Here is an 18,030-nt window from a genome sequence, read left to right as displayed (position 1 = left end):
TCATGCCAAGGCCCGCAACCCCTCGAACCGGCCCGTCCTAAAAGGACGCGGGTGCCGTCGTGCCGCGCGGCAGGCAGCGGGCCGTCGGCGACCAGCGCGGCGTGACCGGACCGCCGTCGATCCGCTCCAGCACCGACTCCGCCACCGACACGCCGAACTGGTGGACGTCGACGCTCATCGTCGTGAGGGCGGGGCAGGCGAGCCGGCACAGCGTCGAGTCGTCCCACGCCACGAGGCTGAGGCGCTCCGGCACCGCGACACCGAGCTCGGCGGCCGCGGCGAGTCCCGCCACGGCCATCACGTCGTTGTCGTAGAGGATCGCGGTGGGCGGCTCCGGCCCGCTCAGCAGCGCGGCGGTGAGCTTGGCGCCCGCCTCCTCGGAGTAGTCGCCCTCGACGATCACCGGCTCGACGCCCGCCCGTGCGCACCCGGCCAGCAGCGCGTCCGTGCGGGCCCGCGTGTGCAGCAACGCCGAAGGGCCGGTGACCCTGGCGATCCGCCGATGCCCCAGTTCGAGCAGGTGCCCGAGCGCTTCGGCGACCGGCCCGGCGTGGTCGGTGCGGACCGACGGCAGCCGGGGGTCGTCGCCGACGACCACCGCGGGCAGCGCGATCTCCCCGAGCACCGCTGGGCGCGGGTCGTCCGCCACCGGGTTCACCACCACGACGGCGTCCACCAGGCCGCGGCCCGCCCAGCGGCGGTAGGCGGCGATCTCGGCCTCGTGGTCCGCCACGACGTGCAGCAGGACGGACAGGTCGCGCTCGGCGAGCCGTTCCTCGATCCCCGCGATGAACTCCATGAAGAACGGCTCGACCCCGAGCAGGCGTGCGGGCCGCGCGAGCACGAGGCCCACCGCGCCCGCCGGTTCACCGGACATCGGGCACCGCGCGGAGGTCGTTGGCACAGCGCAGGACCAGCGGATCGGTGAAGGCCTCCGGGTCGACGACGGCGTTCGTGCGGATGTGGAACACGCGCACCTCTCCGGCCAGCATCGGCACGAGCGAGTCGTCCACGACCGCGTCCGGCGCCACCCGGTCGGCCAGGACGGTGACGTCCCGCGCGAACGAACCGGCCCGCACCTCGACCTCGTACCCGCCGTGCACGGACTGTGCCTGCGCGGCAAGGGGACGCGGGTCGTAGGAGAGCTCGACGTCCTCCCGGAACGGCAGGATCGCGCGGGCTTCGGCGGTGGTCGCCACCATCACCTCCGCGTCCTCGTTCACCGGCTGCAGCAGCGCGTCCTCCAGGTCCAGGCAGAGGACCGAGCGGGGTGGCACCGTCCGGCGCAGTCTAGTCAGGTGCAGCGTGACGCCCCGGAACGTCTGCCGGTCAAGGGTGAGGTGCGCGTCCCACGGCTTGTCGTGGTCGTTGACGGCGACGAGCACGAGCCGGTCGCCACGGGGCTGGAAGGTGAGGAGCCGGGGCTCGTAGGCGTGCCGCAGCCCGTACCACAGCGGCTTGAGCCGTTCCTCGCTGTCGATCGCCGCCCAGGACGTGACCGGCCAGCAGTCGTTGAGCTGCCACACGATCGCACCGGCCGTGCGCGGCCACCACGAGCGGAAGTGCTCGACGCCGAAGCTCACCGCCCGCGCCTGGTTGAGCTGCGTCGCCCAGTGCCAGTCCTCGAACCGCGCCGGCACGGGCAGGTGCTCGGCCAGTCCGCGCACGAGCTTGCCGTTGCCGTCCTCGGCCTTCTGGTGCGCCAGGAAGCTCGGCGAGTCCGGGGTCAGCGGCCGGTCGTGGATCCAGCGGGTGAGCGTGGCCCACGCCGGCGGGCCCTGGAACCCGAACTCCGAGCAGAACCGCGGCACGTGGTCGCGATAGTGCTGGTAGCCGGCCTCGTTCCAGACGTGCCAGTCGTGGCGCGTGCCGTGGTGTTCGTCGTTGGGGTGCACGCCGTCCACCGGGCTGTACGGGCTGCTGGGGCAGTAGAACCGGGTCGGGTCCAGCTCGGCCACGATGCCGGGCAGCAGCTCGTCGTAGTGGCCGAGGCCCCACGTCCGGCCGTCCAGCTGCTCGGGCCAGCCCCAGTCGGCGAAGCCCCAGACGTTCTCGTTGCCGCCGTTCCACAGCGCCAGCGAGGCGTGGGACATCAGGCGCGTGACGTTCTCGCGGGCCTCGGCCTCCAGCTCCCCGCGGATCGGCTCCTCCTCCGGGTACGCGGCGCACGCGAGCGGGAAGTCCTGCCACACCAGGACTCCGCGCTCGTCGCAGACGTCGTAGAAGTCGTCGGACTCGTAGATCCCGCCGCCCCACACCCGCAGCAGGTTGACGTGCGCGGCCGCGGCCTGGTCCACCCGCCGCACCAGCCGGTCGCGGGTGATCCGGGTGAGGAAGTGGTCGTCGGGGATCCAGTTGGCACCCTTGACGAAGACCGGCCGGTCGTTCACGGCGATGGTGAACGGGGTGCCGTGCTCGTCCGGGGTCGTGTCGACGGTGATCGTGCGGAACCCGATCCGCTTCGAGGTGCTGTCGAGGACGCCGGACTTCCCGCGCAGCACCACTTCCAGGTCGTACAGCGGCTGCTCGCCGTACCCGGCCGGCCACCAGAGCGCGACCTCGGGCACGTCGACGCGGGCGACCAGGCCGTCCTGTCCGGCCGGGACGGTGACCGTGCGCTCGTGGCCGCCCACGGCGATGTGCAGCGTCAGGTCCTCCCGGACGGCCCACTCGAAGTCGGCGTGCAGCTCGACCTGCCCGGTCGTGCCGGCGACCGTGACGACCGGGCGGACCCGCGCGAGCCGGGCGGTGTGCCAGCGTTCCAGCCGCACCGGCCGCCAGATGCCCGCGGTCTGCAGGTCGGGGCCCCAGTCCCAGCCGAAGCTGCACGCCATCTTGCGGACCATGTTGAACGGGTGGGCGTTGACGTGCGGCCGGCCGCCGAGAGCGGCCTCGGCCTTCTCGGCGTGCGCGAGCGCGGACGAGAACGACACCGTCAGGTCGTTGCCGCCGTCCACCAGGAACTCGCGGACGTCGAACCGGTAGCCGCGGTGCATGTTCGCCGTCTGCCCGGCCACGTGCCCGTTCAGCTCGACGGTGGCGATGGTGTCGAGGCCGTCGAACACGAGGTCGACCCGTTGCCCCGGCCTGGCCGTGGCAGCGAGGAAAGTGGTGCTGTAGCGCCAGTCCGCGCGGTGCATCCAGGCGAGCTCCTCCTCCGCCCGGTCGAGGAACGGGTCGGTGATCAGCCCGGACGCGAGCAGGTCGAGGTGGGTGCTGCCGGGCACCGCGGCGGGCACCGTGCGGCCCCGGATGTTGTCCGGCACCTCGTTCGTGGCCGCGGTCAGCTGCCAGCCGTCGTGCAGGTACTGGCGGATCAAGGCTGTCCTCCTTGTCGGAAACGGGCTTCCGGGTCGGGCGCGGCGGCGGCGAGCTGCCGGGTGTACGGGTCCTGCGGGCGCAGGAGCACGTCGTCGCCCGGCCCTCGTTCGACGATGCGGCCCCGGTGCATCACCAGGACCTCGTCGGAGAAGTGCCGGGCGGTGGCCAGGTCGTGCGTGATGTAGAGGACCGCGAGGTCCTCCTCGCGTTGCAGCCGGTCGAGCAGTTTGAGCACACCCAGCCGGATCGAGACGTCCAGCATGGACACCGGTTCGTCGGCGATGATCACCTTCGCGCCCGGCGCGAGTGCGCGGGCTATCGCCACCCGCTGCCGCTGTCCGCCGGACAGCTCGTGCGGCCGGCGGCGAGCGAGGTCCGGGCTGAGGCTCACGCGCTCCAGCAGGTGAGGCACCTCGGCACGGGAGCGTCCGTGCAGCAGCAACGGCCGGGCGAGGTGGTGTTCGACGGTGTGGAACGGGTTGAGCGAGGCGAACGGGTCCTGGAAGATCATCTGTACGTGATCGCGGTACGCCCGCCGCGGCACCGGCGCACCGTTCTCGCCGGTCAGCGTGATCTCGCCGGAGGTGGGACGGACCAAGCGGGCGATCATCCGCGCGATCGTCGACTTCCCCGACCCGGACTCGCCGACCAGCGCGACGGTCCGGCCGGGGGTGAGCGTGAACGAGACACCGTCGACCGCGCGGTGCCGGTGGAACGTCTTCGTGAGGTCGCGGACTTCGAGCGTGGTCATCGGATCAGGGCTCCTCGCTCGCCGGTCAGGCTCGGGAACGACGCCAGCAGCTGCCGCGTGTAGGGGTGTTGCGGCCGCAGGTACATCTCCTCCGCCGTCGCGTACTCGACGACCTCGCCCTCGCGCATCACCGCGATCCGGTCGCTCAGCTCCAGCAGCAGCGGCAGGTCGTGCGTGATGAACACGACCGCGAACCGCAGCTCGTCGCGCAGGCGCTTGATCTCGTTGAGGATCTCGCGCTGCACCAGCACGTCGAGAGCGGTGGTGGGCTCGTCCATGATCATGACCTGCGGTTCGAGCAGCAACGCCATGGCGATCATCACGCGTTGCCGCATGCCGCCGGACAGCTCGTGCGGGTAGGAGCCGAGCCTGGCCGGGTCGACGCCGACGAGCCGGAGCACCTCCGCACACCGCGCCGCACGCTCCGTTGCGGACATCGACGGGCGGTGCGTGCGCAGGACGTCCTGCAGCTGCGCGCTGATCGGAGTGACCGGGTTAAGGGAGTTCATGGCGCCCTGGAAGACCATGGACAACCTGACCCAGCGGAACCGGCGGAGCTCTTCCGGGCCCAGTGCCAGCACGTCGACGCCGTCGAACACGACGGAGCCCGAGGTGACCTCGGCCGGCGGCCGGTGCAGGCGGTTGATCGCGTAGGCGAGCGTGGTCTTGCCGCAGCCGGACTCGCCCGCCAGTCCGAGGATCTCGCCGCGCCGCAACGTGAGCGACACGTCCTTGACGGCGTGCACGGGTGTGGCGCCCTGGTAGACGACGTTGAGGTCGCTGACGGTCAGCACCACGTCCTCGTCCGCGGGTGCCACCACGGGCGTGGTGGCCACGACGTCGCGCCCGCGCCGGACCCGCTCGCGCAGCGCCGGGTTGATGATCTCGTCGATGCTGAAGTTGACGAGGGAGAGCGCGCCGCCGAACAGGGCGATGACCAACCCCGGCGGGACGAACCACCACCACGCCTCGCGTTGCAGCGCGAAGCCGTTCTGCGCGTAGTAGAGCATCGTGCCGAGCGTCGAGGAGTCGGCCGCCCCGAGTCCGAGGAACGACAGGCCCGCCTCGCTCAGGATCGCCAGGACGACGGCGAACACGAACTGGGAGGCGAGGATCGGCAACAGGTTCGGCAGGATCTCCACGCAGATCACCCGCCACGTCTTCTCGCCGGACACCCGCGCCGCCGCCACGTAGTCCCTGTTGCGCAACGACAACGTTTGCGCGCGCAGTACCCTGGCGGCCGCCGCCCACCCGGTGATCGCGAGCACCAGCGAGATCGTCCACGTGCCCCGCTGGTCGGCGGGCACGAACCCGGCGACGACGATGACCAGCGGCAGGCCGGGGATCACCAGCATCACGTTGGAGAACAACGAGAACGCCTCGTCCACGGCACCGCCCGCGTAGGCGCCGACGATGCCGAAGACACCGGACAGCACCGTCGCCATGACCCCGACGAGCAGGCCGATCCACAACGACCCGCGGGTGGCGTGGGCGAGCTGGGCGAGCACGTCCTGACCGGTGATCGTGGTGCCCAGCAGGTGCCCGTCGCCGGGCGGGGTGAGCCCGATGTCCCTGATCGTGGCGGGGTCACCGGTGAGCAGCGGACCGACGAGTCCGAAGAGGACGATCAGACCGGCCAGGCCGAGCCCGGCGCCGAGTTTTCCCGACCAGGTCATGACACCGTGCTCCGATCCCTCGTGCGGGCGTCGATCAGCCCGTACAGCAGGTCGACGACCAGGTTCGCGCCGAGCACCGCGATCGTGATCACCAGGAAGATCCCCTGCATGAGCGCGTAGTCGTTGTTCTGCACGGCCTGCAGCAGCTTCGAGCCGATGCCGGGGTAGGAGAAGACCTGCTCGGTGACGATCGACCCGGACACCACGAACCCGAGGGAGATCGCGAACCCGGCGACGGAGGGCAGCACGGCGTTGCGCGCCGCGTACCGGACCATGACCCGGCTGCCGGTCAGGCCCTTCGCCCGCGCGGTCAGCACGTAGTCCTCCGACATGGCCGAGACCATCATGTTGCGCATGCCGAGCAGCCAGCCGCCGACCGAGGAGAGCACGATCGTCAGCGCGGGCAGGATGCCGTGGTAGAGCGCGGAGCCGAGGAACTCGGGGTTCCAGCCGGGATCCAGGACCACGTCGTAGCCGCCGTTGAGCGGGAACCAGCCGAGCCCCGACGAGAGCAGCGCGACCAGGATCAGCGCCAGCCAGAAGTACGGCACCGCGGACAGCATCGTGGTCGCGGGCACCAGCGCGTCGAGCCAGGTGCCGCGCTTCCAGCCGACGAGCGCGCCGAGCCCGATGCCGAGCACGAACGAGATCAGGGTCGCGAGCCCGACCAGCACGATCGTCCACGGCAGCGAGTCGCCGATCACGTCGGAGACCTTCGCCGGGAACGCGCTGACCGACACCCCGAGGTCCCCGCGCAGCAGGTTCCCCAGGTACGCCAGGTACTCCTGCGCGAACGACTCGCGCCCGCCCGTGCCGAGCAACGTCTCGTAGGCCTGGCGCGCGGCGGGGTCGACGGACCCGCCGCGCTGCTGGAGCTTGGCCATCAGGATGTCCACCGGGTTGCCCGGCAGCAGCCGCGGGATGACGAAGTTCAGCGTCACCGCCGCCCACAGCGCCGCCAGGTAGAAGGCGACCTTGCGCAGGTGGTAGCCCATCGTCAGGACCCGGCGGGCTTGAGCTTGGCGTACACCTGGGAGGCGTCCGGCCGCTTCCACACGGCGGGGAACGCGTAGAGGTCGTCCTTCGTCGGCCAGCCGGTGAACGCCTTGTCGTTGTACTCGTTCGGGACACCGCCGGTCAGGACCGGGATGTACGGCATGGACTTCTCGAGCTCGACCTGGATGGTGTCGTAGTGCGACTGCCGCGCGGGGTTGCCGCGGTCGGTCTTCTTGAGCTCGGCCAGCGCCGAGTCCACGACCGGGTTGCTGAACCGGGAGAAGTTCGGGTTGGCGGCCTGCCCGACCGGCGCGGTCGTCGCGGTGGAGAAGAAGTAGCTGTAGGTGTAGTAGGGGTCCGGTGCCGGGCCCTGCTCCACCGAGTCGATCAGCAGCTCGAACTGGCCGCGGCCGCGCGCGTCGGCCCACTCGTTCCACGACAGCTGCTGCGGCGTGATCTTGATGCCGATCTGGAGCAGCTGCTGGCTCAGGGTCTCCAGCGCGGTGATGTAGTCGGTCCAGCCGGCGACCACCTTCACGGTCAGCGCCAGCGGTTTGCCGTCCTTGGCGTAGATGCCGTCCGCGCCCTTGACGTACCCGGCGGACGTGAGCAGTTCGGTGGCCTTGGCGACGTCGGCGTTCATCGGCGCCATGCGGTCGGTGAGCTTGCTCGACAGCAACGCCGTGTCGCGCGGCTGCAGCGTGAAGCCGGGCGACATCTCGCTGCCGGTGTTCTGGAAGGCCAGCGAGTTGATCTGGGTGCGGTTCATCCCGTGGTAGATCGCCCTGCGCACGGCCGGATCGGTCTGCGCTCCCTGGCAGCCGAGTTGGGCGTTGGAGCACGTGAACAGCGAGACCTGGTTGAGCGGCAGGGTGACCGCCTTGTAGCCGGGGTAGTTCTTCTCGACGTCCTTGATGTCCGGGATGGGGCCGGTCTGCCAGTCGATCGAACCGGCCTTCAGCGCGTCGACGCCCGCCTGGTTGCCCGACAGCGACAGGTAGCGGATCTGCTTCAGCGCCGGCTCGCCGCCCCAGTACTTCGGGTTCGCCTTGAGCGTGAACGACTGCGCCTTGAACTCGCCGAGCTGGAACGGGCCGGTGCCGACCGGGCTCGGGTTCACCTCGGTCGCGGGTGTGGCGTAGTTCTTCCAGATGTGCTCGGGCATGATCCACAGCTGGCCCAGCACCTGGGGTCCGTCCATGTAGGACGGTTCGGGGAACTTGACGACCACGTGCGTGTCGTCGACGGCGGTGGTCGTGCCCTTGAAGCCGGTCCTGTTGACGGCGGGCGTCTTGGCGACCATGTCGAGCGTGAACTTGACGTCCTCGGCGGTGAACTTCTCGCCGTCGGACCAGGTCACCCCGTCTCTCAGGGTGATCGACAACTCCGTGCCGTCCGCGTTCCACGCGAACTCGGTGCCGAGCAGGGGCTTCGGCGGTCCGTCCTTCGCGATGTTGAAGAAGAACAGCGGTTCGTAGATCGTTCCGGGCCCCTCGATCTGGGTGGGGGCGTACGGGTTGAAGTTCAGCTGGTAGTCGCCGGCCTGCCCGGTGTAGACGACGAGCGTGTCGCGGGCCCGGCCCGCGCCGCCGGATCCGGAGCAGGCAGCGGTGGCCGCGACGAGGACCGCGAGACCGAGTGAGCAGAGCCGCTTGTGCAGGAACATCGTTGATCCTCCCGTGGCTGGGTGGTTCGCGGCGAGGATTCTTCAGTTACTAAACAAAGAAAGTCAACGCCTCGGGATGCTTTACTGATCCCGAGGTTGTCGATGGATCTGTTCGTCGTTCGACGGAGGAGTGCTGTGAGCGGACCGGCGCGGGTGACCCACGCCAGCACCAGGGCGGCCGTGCTGGACCTGGTCAGGGCGGCGGGCGTGATCAGCCGCGTCGGTCTGGTCAACGCCACCGGCCTGACCGGCGGCACGATCTCCACCGTCGTGCGCGGCCTGATCGACGAGGGGCTGGTGGCCGAGACCGGGCACGCCGAGTCGACCGGCGGCAAGCGCCGGGTCATGCTGCAGCTCAACCACTTCGCGCGCTACGCCGTCGGCGTGCACCTCGACGACGCGCGGATCACCTACGTCCTGACCAACCTCGGCGGAGCGGTCGTCGCCAGGATCTCCCGGGCGGGCGCCGGTGCCGACGAGCCGGCGGCCGTGGTCGCCAGGGTGGCACGCGAGGTCGGCGCGCTGATCGACAGCGTGGGCGTCGAACGCGATCGAATCCTCGGGCTGGGACTCGTGGCGGCACGTCCGTCGGAGCACCACGAGTTCGGCCGCGCGCTCGAGCGGGCGACGGGCCTGCCGGTGGTGCTCGACAACGACGCGACCGCGGCGGCGATCGGTGAGCACTGGTCCGGCGGCGTCGGCGCGACCTCGACGTTCGCCGCGCTGTTCATGGGATCGGACGTCGGCGCGGGCATCGTGCTCGGCGGCGCCACCTACCGGGGCCCGAGCGGCCACACCGGCGAGATCGGCCACACCTGCCTCGACATCGACGGCCCGCGCTGCCGGTGCGGCGCGCGGGGGTGCCTGGAGGTGCTGGCCGGTCCCGCGGCGGTCGTGGAGCAGGCACGGGCCGACCGGTCACTGAGTCGTGCGGCGGGCCTCGTCGGAGGCCGGACCCGCGCGGCCACACCGGTCGCGGCCGACTTCGCGGCGATCAGCAGGGCGGCCCGGCAGGGCAACACCCGCGCGGTCGCGTTGCTCGAACGGTCCGCCCGGTACTTCGCGGCCGCCGCGCGCACGCTGGCGAACGTGCTGGACCTGGAGGTGCTGGTGCTCACCGGCCCGAGCTTCGCGATCGCGGGCTCGATCTACCTGCCCGTGCTGCGCGCCGAGCTCGACAGCGCGTTCATCGCGCGCGACGCCCACCCGATCTCCGTGCGGCTGTCGCCCTCGGCGGCGTCGGCGCCCGCGATCGGCGCCGCGGCGATCGTCCTGCAGTCGGAGCTGGTGCCGCGGCGTCAGGGCCTGCGGCTGCCGGACGACCTGGCGGCGGAGGAGCCGCCCGTGTTCGGGCAGCTGGTCCGCTGAGCGCCGATCCAGTGGTGTGGCTCGGAAGGTCGCCGGGCGAATTCGCGGTCAGACGGCCGCGCGGCGCCCTGCTGAGCGTGAATTATCCAGCCGACCTTCCGAGCCACGCCACTAGGGTGTGCGCATGAGTCGGGGCAGAGCGGCAGTGGTGCTGCGCAGGAGGTTCGACAGCACCTTCAGCTGGGTCGTGACGCTGGGCGCGCTCGGCACGAGCACGTACGTGCTGCTCAACCCGTTCCCCGGCAACGGTTTCGGGCACCAGCTGGAGTTCATCGCGATCATGGCGCCGCTCACGTGGTTCATGTGGATGGTCGGCGCGCACGCGGTCGTGGAGGTGTACGACTCGGGCGTCCTGGTCGTGAACTGGTTCCGCAGGTACTGGGTGCCGTGGGCCGACCTCGCCTCGGTCGAGGCGACGAAGGAGGTCGCGCTCGTCACCACCTCGGGGGAGCGGATCGACGTCGCCGTCGGCGCCTTCTCCGCGGCCAGTTCGTTGCGCGGCAGCCGGGTGCAGTCCCGGATCCGGGAGGCGATCGAGCAGCACCGGCCGCACCCCGCGCCGGCCGAGGGCGGTGGTGTGCGCAAGAGCCTCGACCTGGCGCCGTGGCACTTCGCGGGAATGGTGGCGTTCTTGCTCGTCATCGGCTGGATCGGCCTGTGGCTCAACGGGGGCTGACCCTGTGACGGAGTGCTGAACGGTGACGAGCCCACGGCCACCGTCCTCACCACGTCGCAGGCCGCGCCTCCGCCGCGCGGCAGGACCGTCTGACCCCGGCGTAACGCGGTGATCAGCTCAACCGACATTCCAGCAGCTGGGTGAGTGCTGTCGTCCGCACGAGACAGCCTGTCGGGGAGATGGTCGGGAGTGACGGTGGCGCGCAAGCACCTGCTGGTGATGTTGTTGCTGTTCACAGGCGCGTGCTCAGCGGAACCCGCGGCGCCGTCGCCCTCTCCCCAGCCCCCGCTGAAACCGCCGACGCTGGTCAACGAGGTGGTGCCGCCCCAGGACGTGCTCACCGTCGTGCGGGACGTGATCGACGCGCGGACCGTCGAGTTCGCCGACGGCACGAGGGTCCGCGTCGCGTCGCTGGCGGAACCGAAGGAGTGCTTCGCGGAGGCTTCGCTCTCCTTCGCCAGGTCGACCCTGCTGGCGAGCTCCGTCCGGTTCACCGGACTGGAGATCGGCGTGGTGGACCTGGAACTGGAGGACGGCACGGACTACGCGGTGCTCGCCGTGCAGCAGGGCGCCCTGAGGCCCGAGGGCGTCGAGAGCGGACCGCTGATCAACGCCCGGGACGAGGCGGCCGCGGCCAAGCGTGGGCTGTGGGGCCCGCCCTGCGAGGGTTCCGACACGTCCAAGCCCGCCCCCACCACGACGACCACGACGCCCGCGCCGCCACCACCACCGCCCCCGACGACCACGACTCCGCCGCCTCCGGCGAAGGCCTGTGCCGTCGCCTACCGGATCACCGAGCAGTGGCAGGGAGGGTTCCAGGCGAACGTGACCGTGCGCAACACCGGTACCGCCGCGGTGAACGGCTGGTCGCTGGTGTGGACCTTCTCGAGCGGCGAGAGCATCCGTGAGATGTGGGACGCCTCCGGGAGGCAGTACGGCTCGATCGTCAGCGCCGCGAACACGAGTTACAACCGGCAGATCGCGGCGGGCGCGTCGGTGCGGTTCGGCTTCAACGGCAACTCCCGCGGCCGTCCGGTCGCACCGGCCGGGTTCTCGGTCAACGGCGTGCAGTGCTCTGTGGAGTAGAGGGCCCGCACTGGCTTTGCGCTGGGGTGCAATAGCTTCTGCCCGCGCGGGTGAGCGTTGTTAACTGCCGCCATGGTTTCGAGAACCTTCACCAAGATCGCCGGCCGGGTCGCGGCCGCCGCCGTGGCGGCGCTCTCCGCCGTCGTCGTGAACACGCCTTCGGCGAGTGCCGCCGACCAGGAGTTCATCTACTCGGGACAGGACTACGGGTACGCCGGGGCGACGTTCGACTGGGCCGGGCGCAGCTCGGTCAGGAACATCGACCTGCTCGTCTCCGACTGGGGCTGCGACGCCAAGCCGGTCTACGCCTACTTCCTGTTCTACAACGGCTCCCTGCACCCGGACACGACGCCCACGCGCCGGTACGACCACTCCGGCTGCGACAAGGAGGACTACTCGTCGTACAACGACCTGACCTGGTCGATCAGCGGCGACTCGATCACCTACATGGGCGTCGTCGTCTGCCGTGACGCGTCGAACGGTCCGTGCAAGGTCGGCGGGCTCTCCGGACGCAACCCCTACGCCTAGTGCGACGTTGATGAGGGGAGCTTTCATCAACCTCAGGTTCATGAAAGCTCCCCTCATCAACCTCAGGGCCCGCTCCGGCCCCGCCCTCCAGCTCGACCCTCCACAGAGGACCGCGCTGTTCGACTGCGTTCGACCACGGCGTTCGACGGCATTCGACAGCTCGCTTGACGCTCATCAGGCACCGATGCAGACTCCGGAAAGCGTTTTCCGGACGGCGAGGTCGGGGGTCGATGAGCGCTCTAGACGAACTGCGTCAACTGCGCCGAGGTGGCGTCCAGGTCAGGAAAAGCGACAACAGAGCCGCGTTCTGGTTCCTCGCTCCCTGGTTCGCCGGACTGCTCCTCGTCACGATCGGTCCGGTGATCGCGTCCTTCGCACTGGGCTTCACGAAGTACAACCTGATCCAGCCGCCGAGGTTCATCGGTTTCGACAACTTCGCGCGCATCCTCAGCGACTCCCGCCTGCACAACGCCCTGCGGGTCACGTTCACCTACGTGCTCGTGTCCGTGCCCCTCCAACTGGCGTGCGCCCTGGGCGTCGCGCTGCTGCTCAACCGGGGGTTGCGCGGGCTCGCGTTCTACCGCTCGGCGTTCTACCTGCCGTCGCTGCTCGGGTCGAGCGTGGCGATCGCGGTGCTGTGGACGCAGGTCTTCGGCACCGACGGACTGGTGAACCGGGTGCTGGGCTTCTTCGGCGTCGAAGGCAGGGGCTGGATCTCCGACCCGGACACCGCGCTGTCGACCCTGATCGTGCTGAACGTCTGGACGTTCGGCTCACCGATGATCATCTTCCTGGCCGGGCTGCGGCAGATCCCTGAGGTCTACTACGAGGCCGCCGCGATCGACGGGGCGAGCAGGCGGTCGCAGTTCCTGCGGATCACCCTGCCGCTGCTCTCGCCGATCCTGTTCTTCAACCTGGTGCTGCAGATCATCCACGCGTTCCAGTCGTTCACGCAGGCGTTCGTCGTCTCCGGCGGCACCGGCGGGCCGTCCGACTCGACCATGTTCTACACGCTCTACCTGTACCAGCAGGGTTTCAGCCGGTTCGACATGGGTTACGCGTCGGCGCTGGCGTGGTTCCTGCTGCTGATCGTCGCCGCGTTCACCGCGATCAACTTCTGGGCTGCGAAGTACTGGGTGTTCTATGACGACTAGAAGGCTTGCCGCGCCCGCCAAGCACCTCGGCCTGGTCCTGATCGGGTTCGTGATGCTGTACCCGGTGCTGTGGATGGTCGCGAGCTCGCTGCGGCCGGGCGACGAGATCTTCCGCAGTCCGGGCCTGATCCTCGACGGACTGCAGACCGAGAACTACACCGAGGGCTGGAACGCCCTCACGCCGTCGTTCGGCACCTACCTGCTGAACTCGGCGATCCTGGTGCTCGGCTGCATCGTCGGCAACCTCGTGTCGTGCTCGATGGCCGCCTACGCCTTCGCCCGGCTGCAGTTCACCGGCAAGCGGTGGTGGTTCGGCATCATGCTCGGCACGATCATGCTGCCGATCCACGTGATCATCGTGCCGCAGTACGTGCTGTTCTCGAACATCGGCTGGGTCAACACGTTCCTGCCGCTGATCGTGCCGAAGATCCTCGCCACCGACGCGTTCTTCGTCTTTTTGATGGTGCAGTTCATCCGGGGCCTGCCGCGCGAGCTCGACGAGGCGGCGCGCATCGACGGCTGCGGCCATCCGCGGATCTTCCTCCAGATCATCCTGCCGCTGATGACGCCGGCGCTCGCCACCACCACGATCTTCACGTTCATCTGGACGTGGAACGACTTCTTCAGCCAGCTGATCTACCTGACGGACCCGGACATGTACACGGTTCCCGTCGCGCTGCGCTCGTTCGTCGACTCGACGGTCGCCACCTCGTGGGGCTCGCAGTTCGCGATGAGCGTCGTGTCACTCCTGCCGATCTTCCTCGCCTTCCTCGTCGGCCAGCGGTACCTCGTCAAGGGGATCGCCACGACCGGGGGCAAGTAGCCGAAAGGACAGCTCATGTTCAGAGGTGCTCGCCGCGGGACCGCCTGGGCGGTCCTGCTGTCGCTGACCGCGTCCCTGCTGGCGGCCTGCGGGTCCGGGTCGGACGCGGGTGGTGACCTGACGACGGAGAAGGTCACGCTGCGCTTCACCTGGTGGGGCGCGGACGACCGGCACAAGCGCACCCAGCAGGTCATCGACATGTTCCAGCGCAAGCACCCGAACATCACCATCAAGGGTGAGTTCAAGGAGTGGAACGGTTACTGGGACAGCCTCGCCACCACCATGGCGGCCAACGACGCGCCGGACATCATGCAGATGGACGAGCTCTACATCGCCTCCTACGCCGAGCGCGGTGCGTTGCTGGACCTGAACGAGGCCAAGAAGCACCTGGACACCGCGAACTTCGACCAGAAGGCGCTCGCCACCGGTGCCATCGCCGGCAAGCAGTACGGGCTGCCGGTCGGCCTCGGCATGTACTCGATCATGGTCAACCTCGACCTGCTGGAGAAGTACGGCATCCCGGTGCCCGACGACACGAAGTGGTCGTGGGACGACCTGAGGAAGGTCGGCGAGCAGGTGTCGAAGGCCGGTGGCGGCCAGGTGTTCGGCGTGCAGTCGCCGGGCATCAACGACGCGGCCGGGCTGAGCATCCGGGCACGGCAGCAGGGCAAGGCGATGTTCGACGCCGACGCCAAGGTCGTGCTGCCGCAGGAGATCGCGCGCGACTACTGGCAGTACATCCTCGACCTGTCGAAGTCCGGTGTCGCGCCGCCGCCCTCGGTGAGCGTCGAGAAGGCGTCCGCCGGGCTGAACCAGTCCGCCACCGCGACCGGCACCGCGGCGTTCGGCCTGTGGTGGAACACCCAGCTGACCGCGCTGACCGCCGCCAGCGGCGCCAAGCTGAAGCTGTTGCGGCTGCCCGGCGAGACCCAGGGCGCGGCACCCGGCGCCTACTACAAGCCGTCGATGTTCTGGTCGGTGTCCGCGCGGTCGAAGTACCCGGCCGAGGCCGCGGCGTTCGTGAGCTTCCTCGCCAACGACGACGAGGCGGCCAAAGTCCTGCTGACCGAACGCGGTGTGCCCGCCAACCAGAAGATCCGCGAGGCGATCGCCGGGCAGCTCAAGGACACCGACAAGGCCGCCAAGGAGTACCTCGACAGCGTCCCGGTCAGCGATCCGCCGAGGATCACGCCGAACGGCGCCAGCACGCTCGACACGATCCTCAAGCGGCACACCGAGGACGTCCTGTTCGGCCGCACCACGCCCGACGCCGCCGCGGCGGCGTTCATCAGGGAAGTCCAGTCCGAAGTGGACGCCGCGAAGTGAGGCGGGCGGCCGTCGTCGGCACCGGGGCGATCGCGGCCGCCCACGCCGAGGCCTTGCGGGCGGCGGGGGAGCGCGTCGAACTGGTGGCCGTGGTGGACGTGGACGCCGATCGCGCAGCGGCGTTCGCCGAGGAGTGGGGTGTGCCGCGCGTGCACCCCACTTCCGCCGCGTTGCTGGAGGCGGAGGACCTGGACTTCGTGCACGTGTGCACACCGCCACGCCATCACGTGCCGGTGGCGCTGGAGTGCCTCGCCGCCAACGTGAACGTGCTGGTGGAGAAGCCGCCGGCGTTGTCACTGAGCGGCATCGACACGTTGATCGCGGCCGAACGCGCTTCGACCGGACGGGTCGCGACGGTTTTCCAGCACCGCTTCGGGCCGGCCGCGATCCGGCTGCGGCGCCTGGCCGCCGAAGGCGTGTTCGGCCGGTCGCTCGTCGCCAAGTGCGACACGCTCTGGTACCGCGGCGACGCCTACTTCGACGTGCCGTGGCGCGGAACCTGGGACAGCGAGGGCGGCGGCCCGACGATGGGCCACGGCATCCACCAGTTCGACCTGCTGCTGTCGGTTCTGGGGCCGTGGCGGGAGATCCGTGCCGTGGCGGTCCGGCAGGCGCGGGACGTGCAGACCGAGGACGTCTCGATGGCACTGGTGACCTTCGCCGACGGCACGGTCGCCTCGGTGGTCAACTCGCTGCTGTCGCCCAGGGAGACGTCGCAGCTGAGGTTCGACTTCGAACGCGCCACCGTCGAGGTCGAGCACCTCTACGGCTACACCGACGCGGACTGGACCGTGACACCGGCGCCCGGCCACGACGAGGTCGTCACGCACTGGCACGGGGAGCTGTCCGGGATCGCCAGCGGTCACCGGTGCCAGCTGACGGCGTTCCTGGACGCGCTGGACAGTGGCGAGGCACCGCCGGTGACCCTCGCGGACACCAGGAACACGATGGAGTTCATCGCGGCGCTCTACGCGTCCGCGTTCACCGGTACCGTCGTGAAGGCAGGTCAGATCGGTCCGGACAGCCCGTTCCACGCGACGATGGAAGGAATCGGTGCCCCGTGGGCGAACGCTCGGTGATCATGCGGCAGGACGACGAGGCGCTCACCGCGTCGGTGGGCGACGTCGAGCTCTTCCGGTACGTCCACCGGCCGTCCACGCCCGCGTTCGAGGGCCCGAAGCCCTACCTGCACCCGGTGCGCACGCTCGCCGGTGACGTGGTGACGGCGTTCCGGCCGCACGACCACCGCTGGCACAAGGGTGTGCAGATGACCGCGACGGACGTGTCGGGCGAGAACTTCTGGGGTGGCGTCACGTACGTGCGCGACCGGGGCTACGCGGCGCTGTCGAACGTCGGGACCATGCGGCACGAGGAGTTCGAGGTCGACGGCGCCCGGTTCGACGAGCGGCTGTCCTGGTTCACCGAGGAGGGAGAACGCTGGGTCGGCGAGTCGCGGTCGTTCACGGTGCGGGACGTCGAGGACGACTCGTGGACGCTGGACTTCACCACCACGATGACGAATCTGCGTTCCGAGCCGCTGGTCTTCGGCAGTCCGACGACCAACGGGCGTGAGCTCGCCGGCTACACCGGGTTCTTCTGGCGCGGCCCGCGTTCGTTCACCGACGGCACCGTGATCGCGGCCGACGGCGGATCCGGGCAGGAGATGATGGGCGAGGCCGCGCGCTGGCTCGCGTTCGTCGGCCGGCACGACGAGGTCGACCGCTCGTCGACGCTGCTGTTCCTGGACCACCCGGACAACAAGAACACGCACTGGTTCGTGCGCAGCACGCCGTTCGCGGCGGTGAACCCGTCCTTCGCCTTCCACGACACGGTGGAACTCGCTGCGGGCGCGGCGCTGACCCTGCGCTACCGGCTCGTCGTGGCCGACGGCGACTGGGACAGGGCGCGACTGGAATCCTATGTGGAGGACCATCCGTGGTGACGCCGTTCCCGGGCGGGGTGGGCATCTCCGGCCTGCGGGTGTACGACTGGCCGGCGGTGGACGGGGTGTGCGGCGGTTCGCCGCACGTCCACCTCGCCTGCTCGGAGTGCTACTACGTGATCGGCGGGCAGGGCAGCGTCCAGACCCTGACCCGGCGCGGGTTCGCCGAGACACCGCTGCGCGAGGGCGAGGTCGTCTGGTTCACGCCCGGCACGATCCACCGCCTGGTCAACGACGGTGACCTGCGGATCATCGTCGTGATGCAGAACAGCGGCCTGCCCGAGGCCGGGGACGCGGTGTTCACCTTTCCCGCCGAGGTGCTGGCTGACGCGGAGAACTACCCCGCGCACGCCCAGGCCGGCGACGAGGAGTCCGCCCGGCGGCGCAGGGACCTCGCCCTCGAAGGGTTCCTGGAGCTGCGGCGGCGCGTCGAGGCGGGCGAGGCCGCGGCGCTCGACGACTTCTACCGCTCCGCCGTGCGGCTGAAGCAGGACGTTCTGGGCGACTGGGAGAAGCGGTGGCGGTCCGGCGCACTGGCGTCGGCCGAACGCACCGGTGAGCAGCTGGACCGGTTGCGGGACGGCGACATCGGCCACCTCGCCGAAGCGGACGTCCACGTGGTGCGCGCGGAAGGGCCGCGGCGGTTCGGCATGTGCGGCCGGCTCGACGTCCACGACCCGGCCGGGGGCAGCTCGCCGCACGGCTGAACCGTCGAGT

At 70.0% G+C, this 18,030-nt stretch carries 16 protein-coding genes; 10 read left to right on the top strand and 6 right to left on the bottom strand.

Annotation, left to right across the window (positions count from 1 at the left end):
- Positions 1-37 precede the first annotated feature (37 nt).
- The 6 genes from AB0M48_RS02840 to AB0M48_RS02815 are packed head-to-tail and all read right to left on the bottom strand — an operon-like array spanning position 38 to position 8,410.
- Positions 38-877, bottom strand: coding sequence for a substrate-binding domain-containing protein (locus tag AB0M48_RS02840; protein ID WP_363835575.1), 840 nt, complete (start codon positions 875-877; stop codon positions 38-40).
- The gene (locus AB0M48_RS02835) at positions 867-3,320 is read right to left on the bottom strand and encodes a glycoside hydrolase family 2 protein (protein WP_363835574.1); all 2,454 of its coding nucleotides are present in this window, start codon (positions 3,318-3,320) and stop codon (positions 867-869) included. Before AB0M48_RS02835 ends, AB0M48_RS02840 begins: the two co-directional genes overlap by 11 nt.
- Positions 3,317-4,072, bottom strand: coding sequence for an ATP-binding cassette domain-containing protein (locus AB0M48_RS02830; protein ID WP_363835573.1), 756 nt, complete (start codon positions 4,070-4,072; stop codon positions 3,317-3,319). Before AB0M48_RS02830 ends, AB0M48_RS02835 begins: the two co-directional genes overlap by 4 nt.
- Positions 4,069-5,748 (bottom strand): dipeptide/oligopeptide/nickel ABC transporter permease/ATP-binding protein, encoded by a 1,680-nt coding sequence (locus AB0M48_RS02825; protein ID WP_363835572.1) that lies wholly within the window; start codon positions 5,746-5,748, stop codon positions 4,069-4,071. Before AB0M48_RS02825 ends, AB0M48_RS02830 begins: the two co-directional genes overlap by 4 nt.
- Positions 5,745-6,743, bottom strand: a complete 999-nt coding sequence (locus tag AB0M48_RS02820) for an ABC transporter permease (RefSeq protein WP_363835571.1) — start codon at positions 6,741-6,743, stop codon at positions 5,745-5,747. Before AB0M48_RS02820 ends, AB0M48_RS02825 begins: the two co-directional genes overlap by 4 nt.
- Before the next feature lie 2 nt (positions 6,744-6,745).
- Positions 6,746-8,410 (bottom strand): ABC transporter substrate-binding protein, encoded by a 1,665-nt coding sequence (locus tag AB0M48_RS02815; protein ID WP_363835570.1) that lies wholly within the window; start codon positions 8,408-8,410, stop codon positions 6,746-6,748.
- A gap of 135 nt (positions 8,411-8,545) precedes the next feature.
- Here AB0M48_RS02815 and AB0M48_RS02810 point away from each other — a divergent pair, with 135 nt between their 5' ends.
- The 10 genes from AB0M48_RS02810 (at position 8,546) to AB0M48_RS02765 (ending at position 18,020) form a co-directional block, all read left to right on the top strand.
- Positions 8,546-9,778 (top strand): ROK family protein, encoded by a 1,233-nt coding sequence (locus AB0M48_RS02810; protein WP_363835569.1) that lies wholly within the window; start codon positions 8,546-8,548, stop codon positions 9,776-9,778.
- Positions 9,779-9,902: 124 nt separating this feature from the next.
- Positions 9,903-10,454, top strand: a complete 552-nt coding sequence (locus tag AB0M48_RS02805) for a PH domain-containing protein (protein ID WP_363835568.1) — start codon at positions 9,903-9,905, stop codon at positions 10,452-10,454.
- A 195-nt stretch (positions 10,455-10,649) separates the two neighbouring features.
- A complete protein-coding gene (locus tag AB0M48_RS02800) occupies positions 10,650-11,540 on the top strand; it encodes a cellulose binding domain-containing protein (RefSeq protein ID WP_363835567.1) in 891 nt (296 codons plus the stop codon).
- Positions 11,541-11,612: 72 nt separating this feature from the next.
- Positions 11,613-12,068: a hypothetical protein gene (locus AB0M48_RS02795; protein WP_363835566.1), complete on the top strand. Its 456-nt coding sequence runs from the start codon at positions 11,613-11,615 to the stop codon at positions 12,066-12,068.
- A gap of 230 nt (positions 12,069-12,298) precedes the next feature.
- A complete protein-coding gene (locus AB0M48_RS02790; protein WP_363835565.1) occupies positions 12,299-13,222 on the top strand; it encodes a sugar ABC transporter permease in 924 nt (307 codons plus the stop codon).
- The gene (locus tag AB0M48_RS02785) at positions 13,212-14,045 is read left to right on the top strand and encodes a carbohydrate ABC transporter permease (protein ID WP_363835564.1); all 834 of its coding nucleotides are present in this window, start codon (positions 13,212-13,214) and stop codon (positions 14,043-14,045) included. The genes AB0M48_RS02790 and AB0M48_RS02785 overlap by 11 nt, the downstream gene beginning before the upstream one ends.
- Positions 14,046-14,060: 15 nt before the next feature.
- Positions 14,061-15,371 (top strand): extracellular solute-binding protein, encoded by a 1,311-nt coding sequence (locus tag AB0M48_RS02780; RefSeq protein WP_363835563.1) that lies wholly within the window; start codon positions 14,061-14,063, stop codon positions 15,369-15,371.
- Positions 15,368-16,450, top strand: coding sequence for a Gfo/Idh/MocA family oxidoreductase (locus AB0M48_RS02775; RefSeq protein ID WP_363835562.1), 1,083 nt, complete (start codon positions 15,368-15,370; stop codon positions 16,448-16,450). The genes AB0M48_RS02780 and AB0M48_RS02775 overlap by 4 nt, the downstream gene beginning before the upstream one ends.
- A complete protein-coding gene (locus AB0M48_RS02770) occupies positions 16,432-17,313 on the top strand; it encodes a PmoA family protein (RefSeq protein ID WP_363835561.1) in 882 nt (293 codons plus the stop codon). Before AB0M48_RS02775 ends, AB0M48_RS02770 begins: the two co-directional genes overlap by 19 nt.
- A complete protein-coding gene (locus tag AB0M48_RS02765) occupies positions 17,307-18,020 on the top strand; it encodes a cupin domain-containing protein (protein ID WP_363835560.1) in 714 nt (237 codons plus the stop codon). The genes AB0M48_RS02770 and AB0M48_RS02765 overlap by 7 nt, the downstream gene beginning before the upstream one ends.
- Positions 18,021-18,030 lie beyond the last annotated feature (10 nt).

It is taken from the genome of Lentzea sp. NPDC051208, assembly GCF_040682435.1.
Taxonomy (GTDB): Bacteria; Actinomycetota; Actinomycetes; order Mycobacteriales; family Pseudonocardiaceae; genus Lentzea; species Lentzea kristufekii.
The sequence above is the reverse complement of the archived record's forward strand: the minus strand, read 5'-3'. Positions and strand labels throughout refer to the sequence as shown.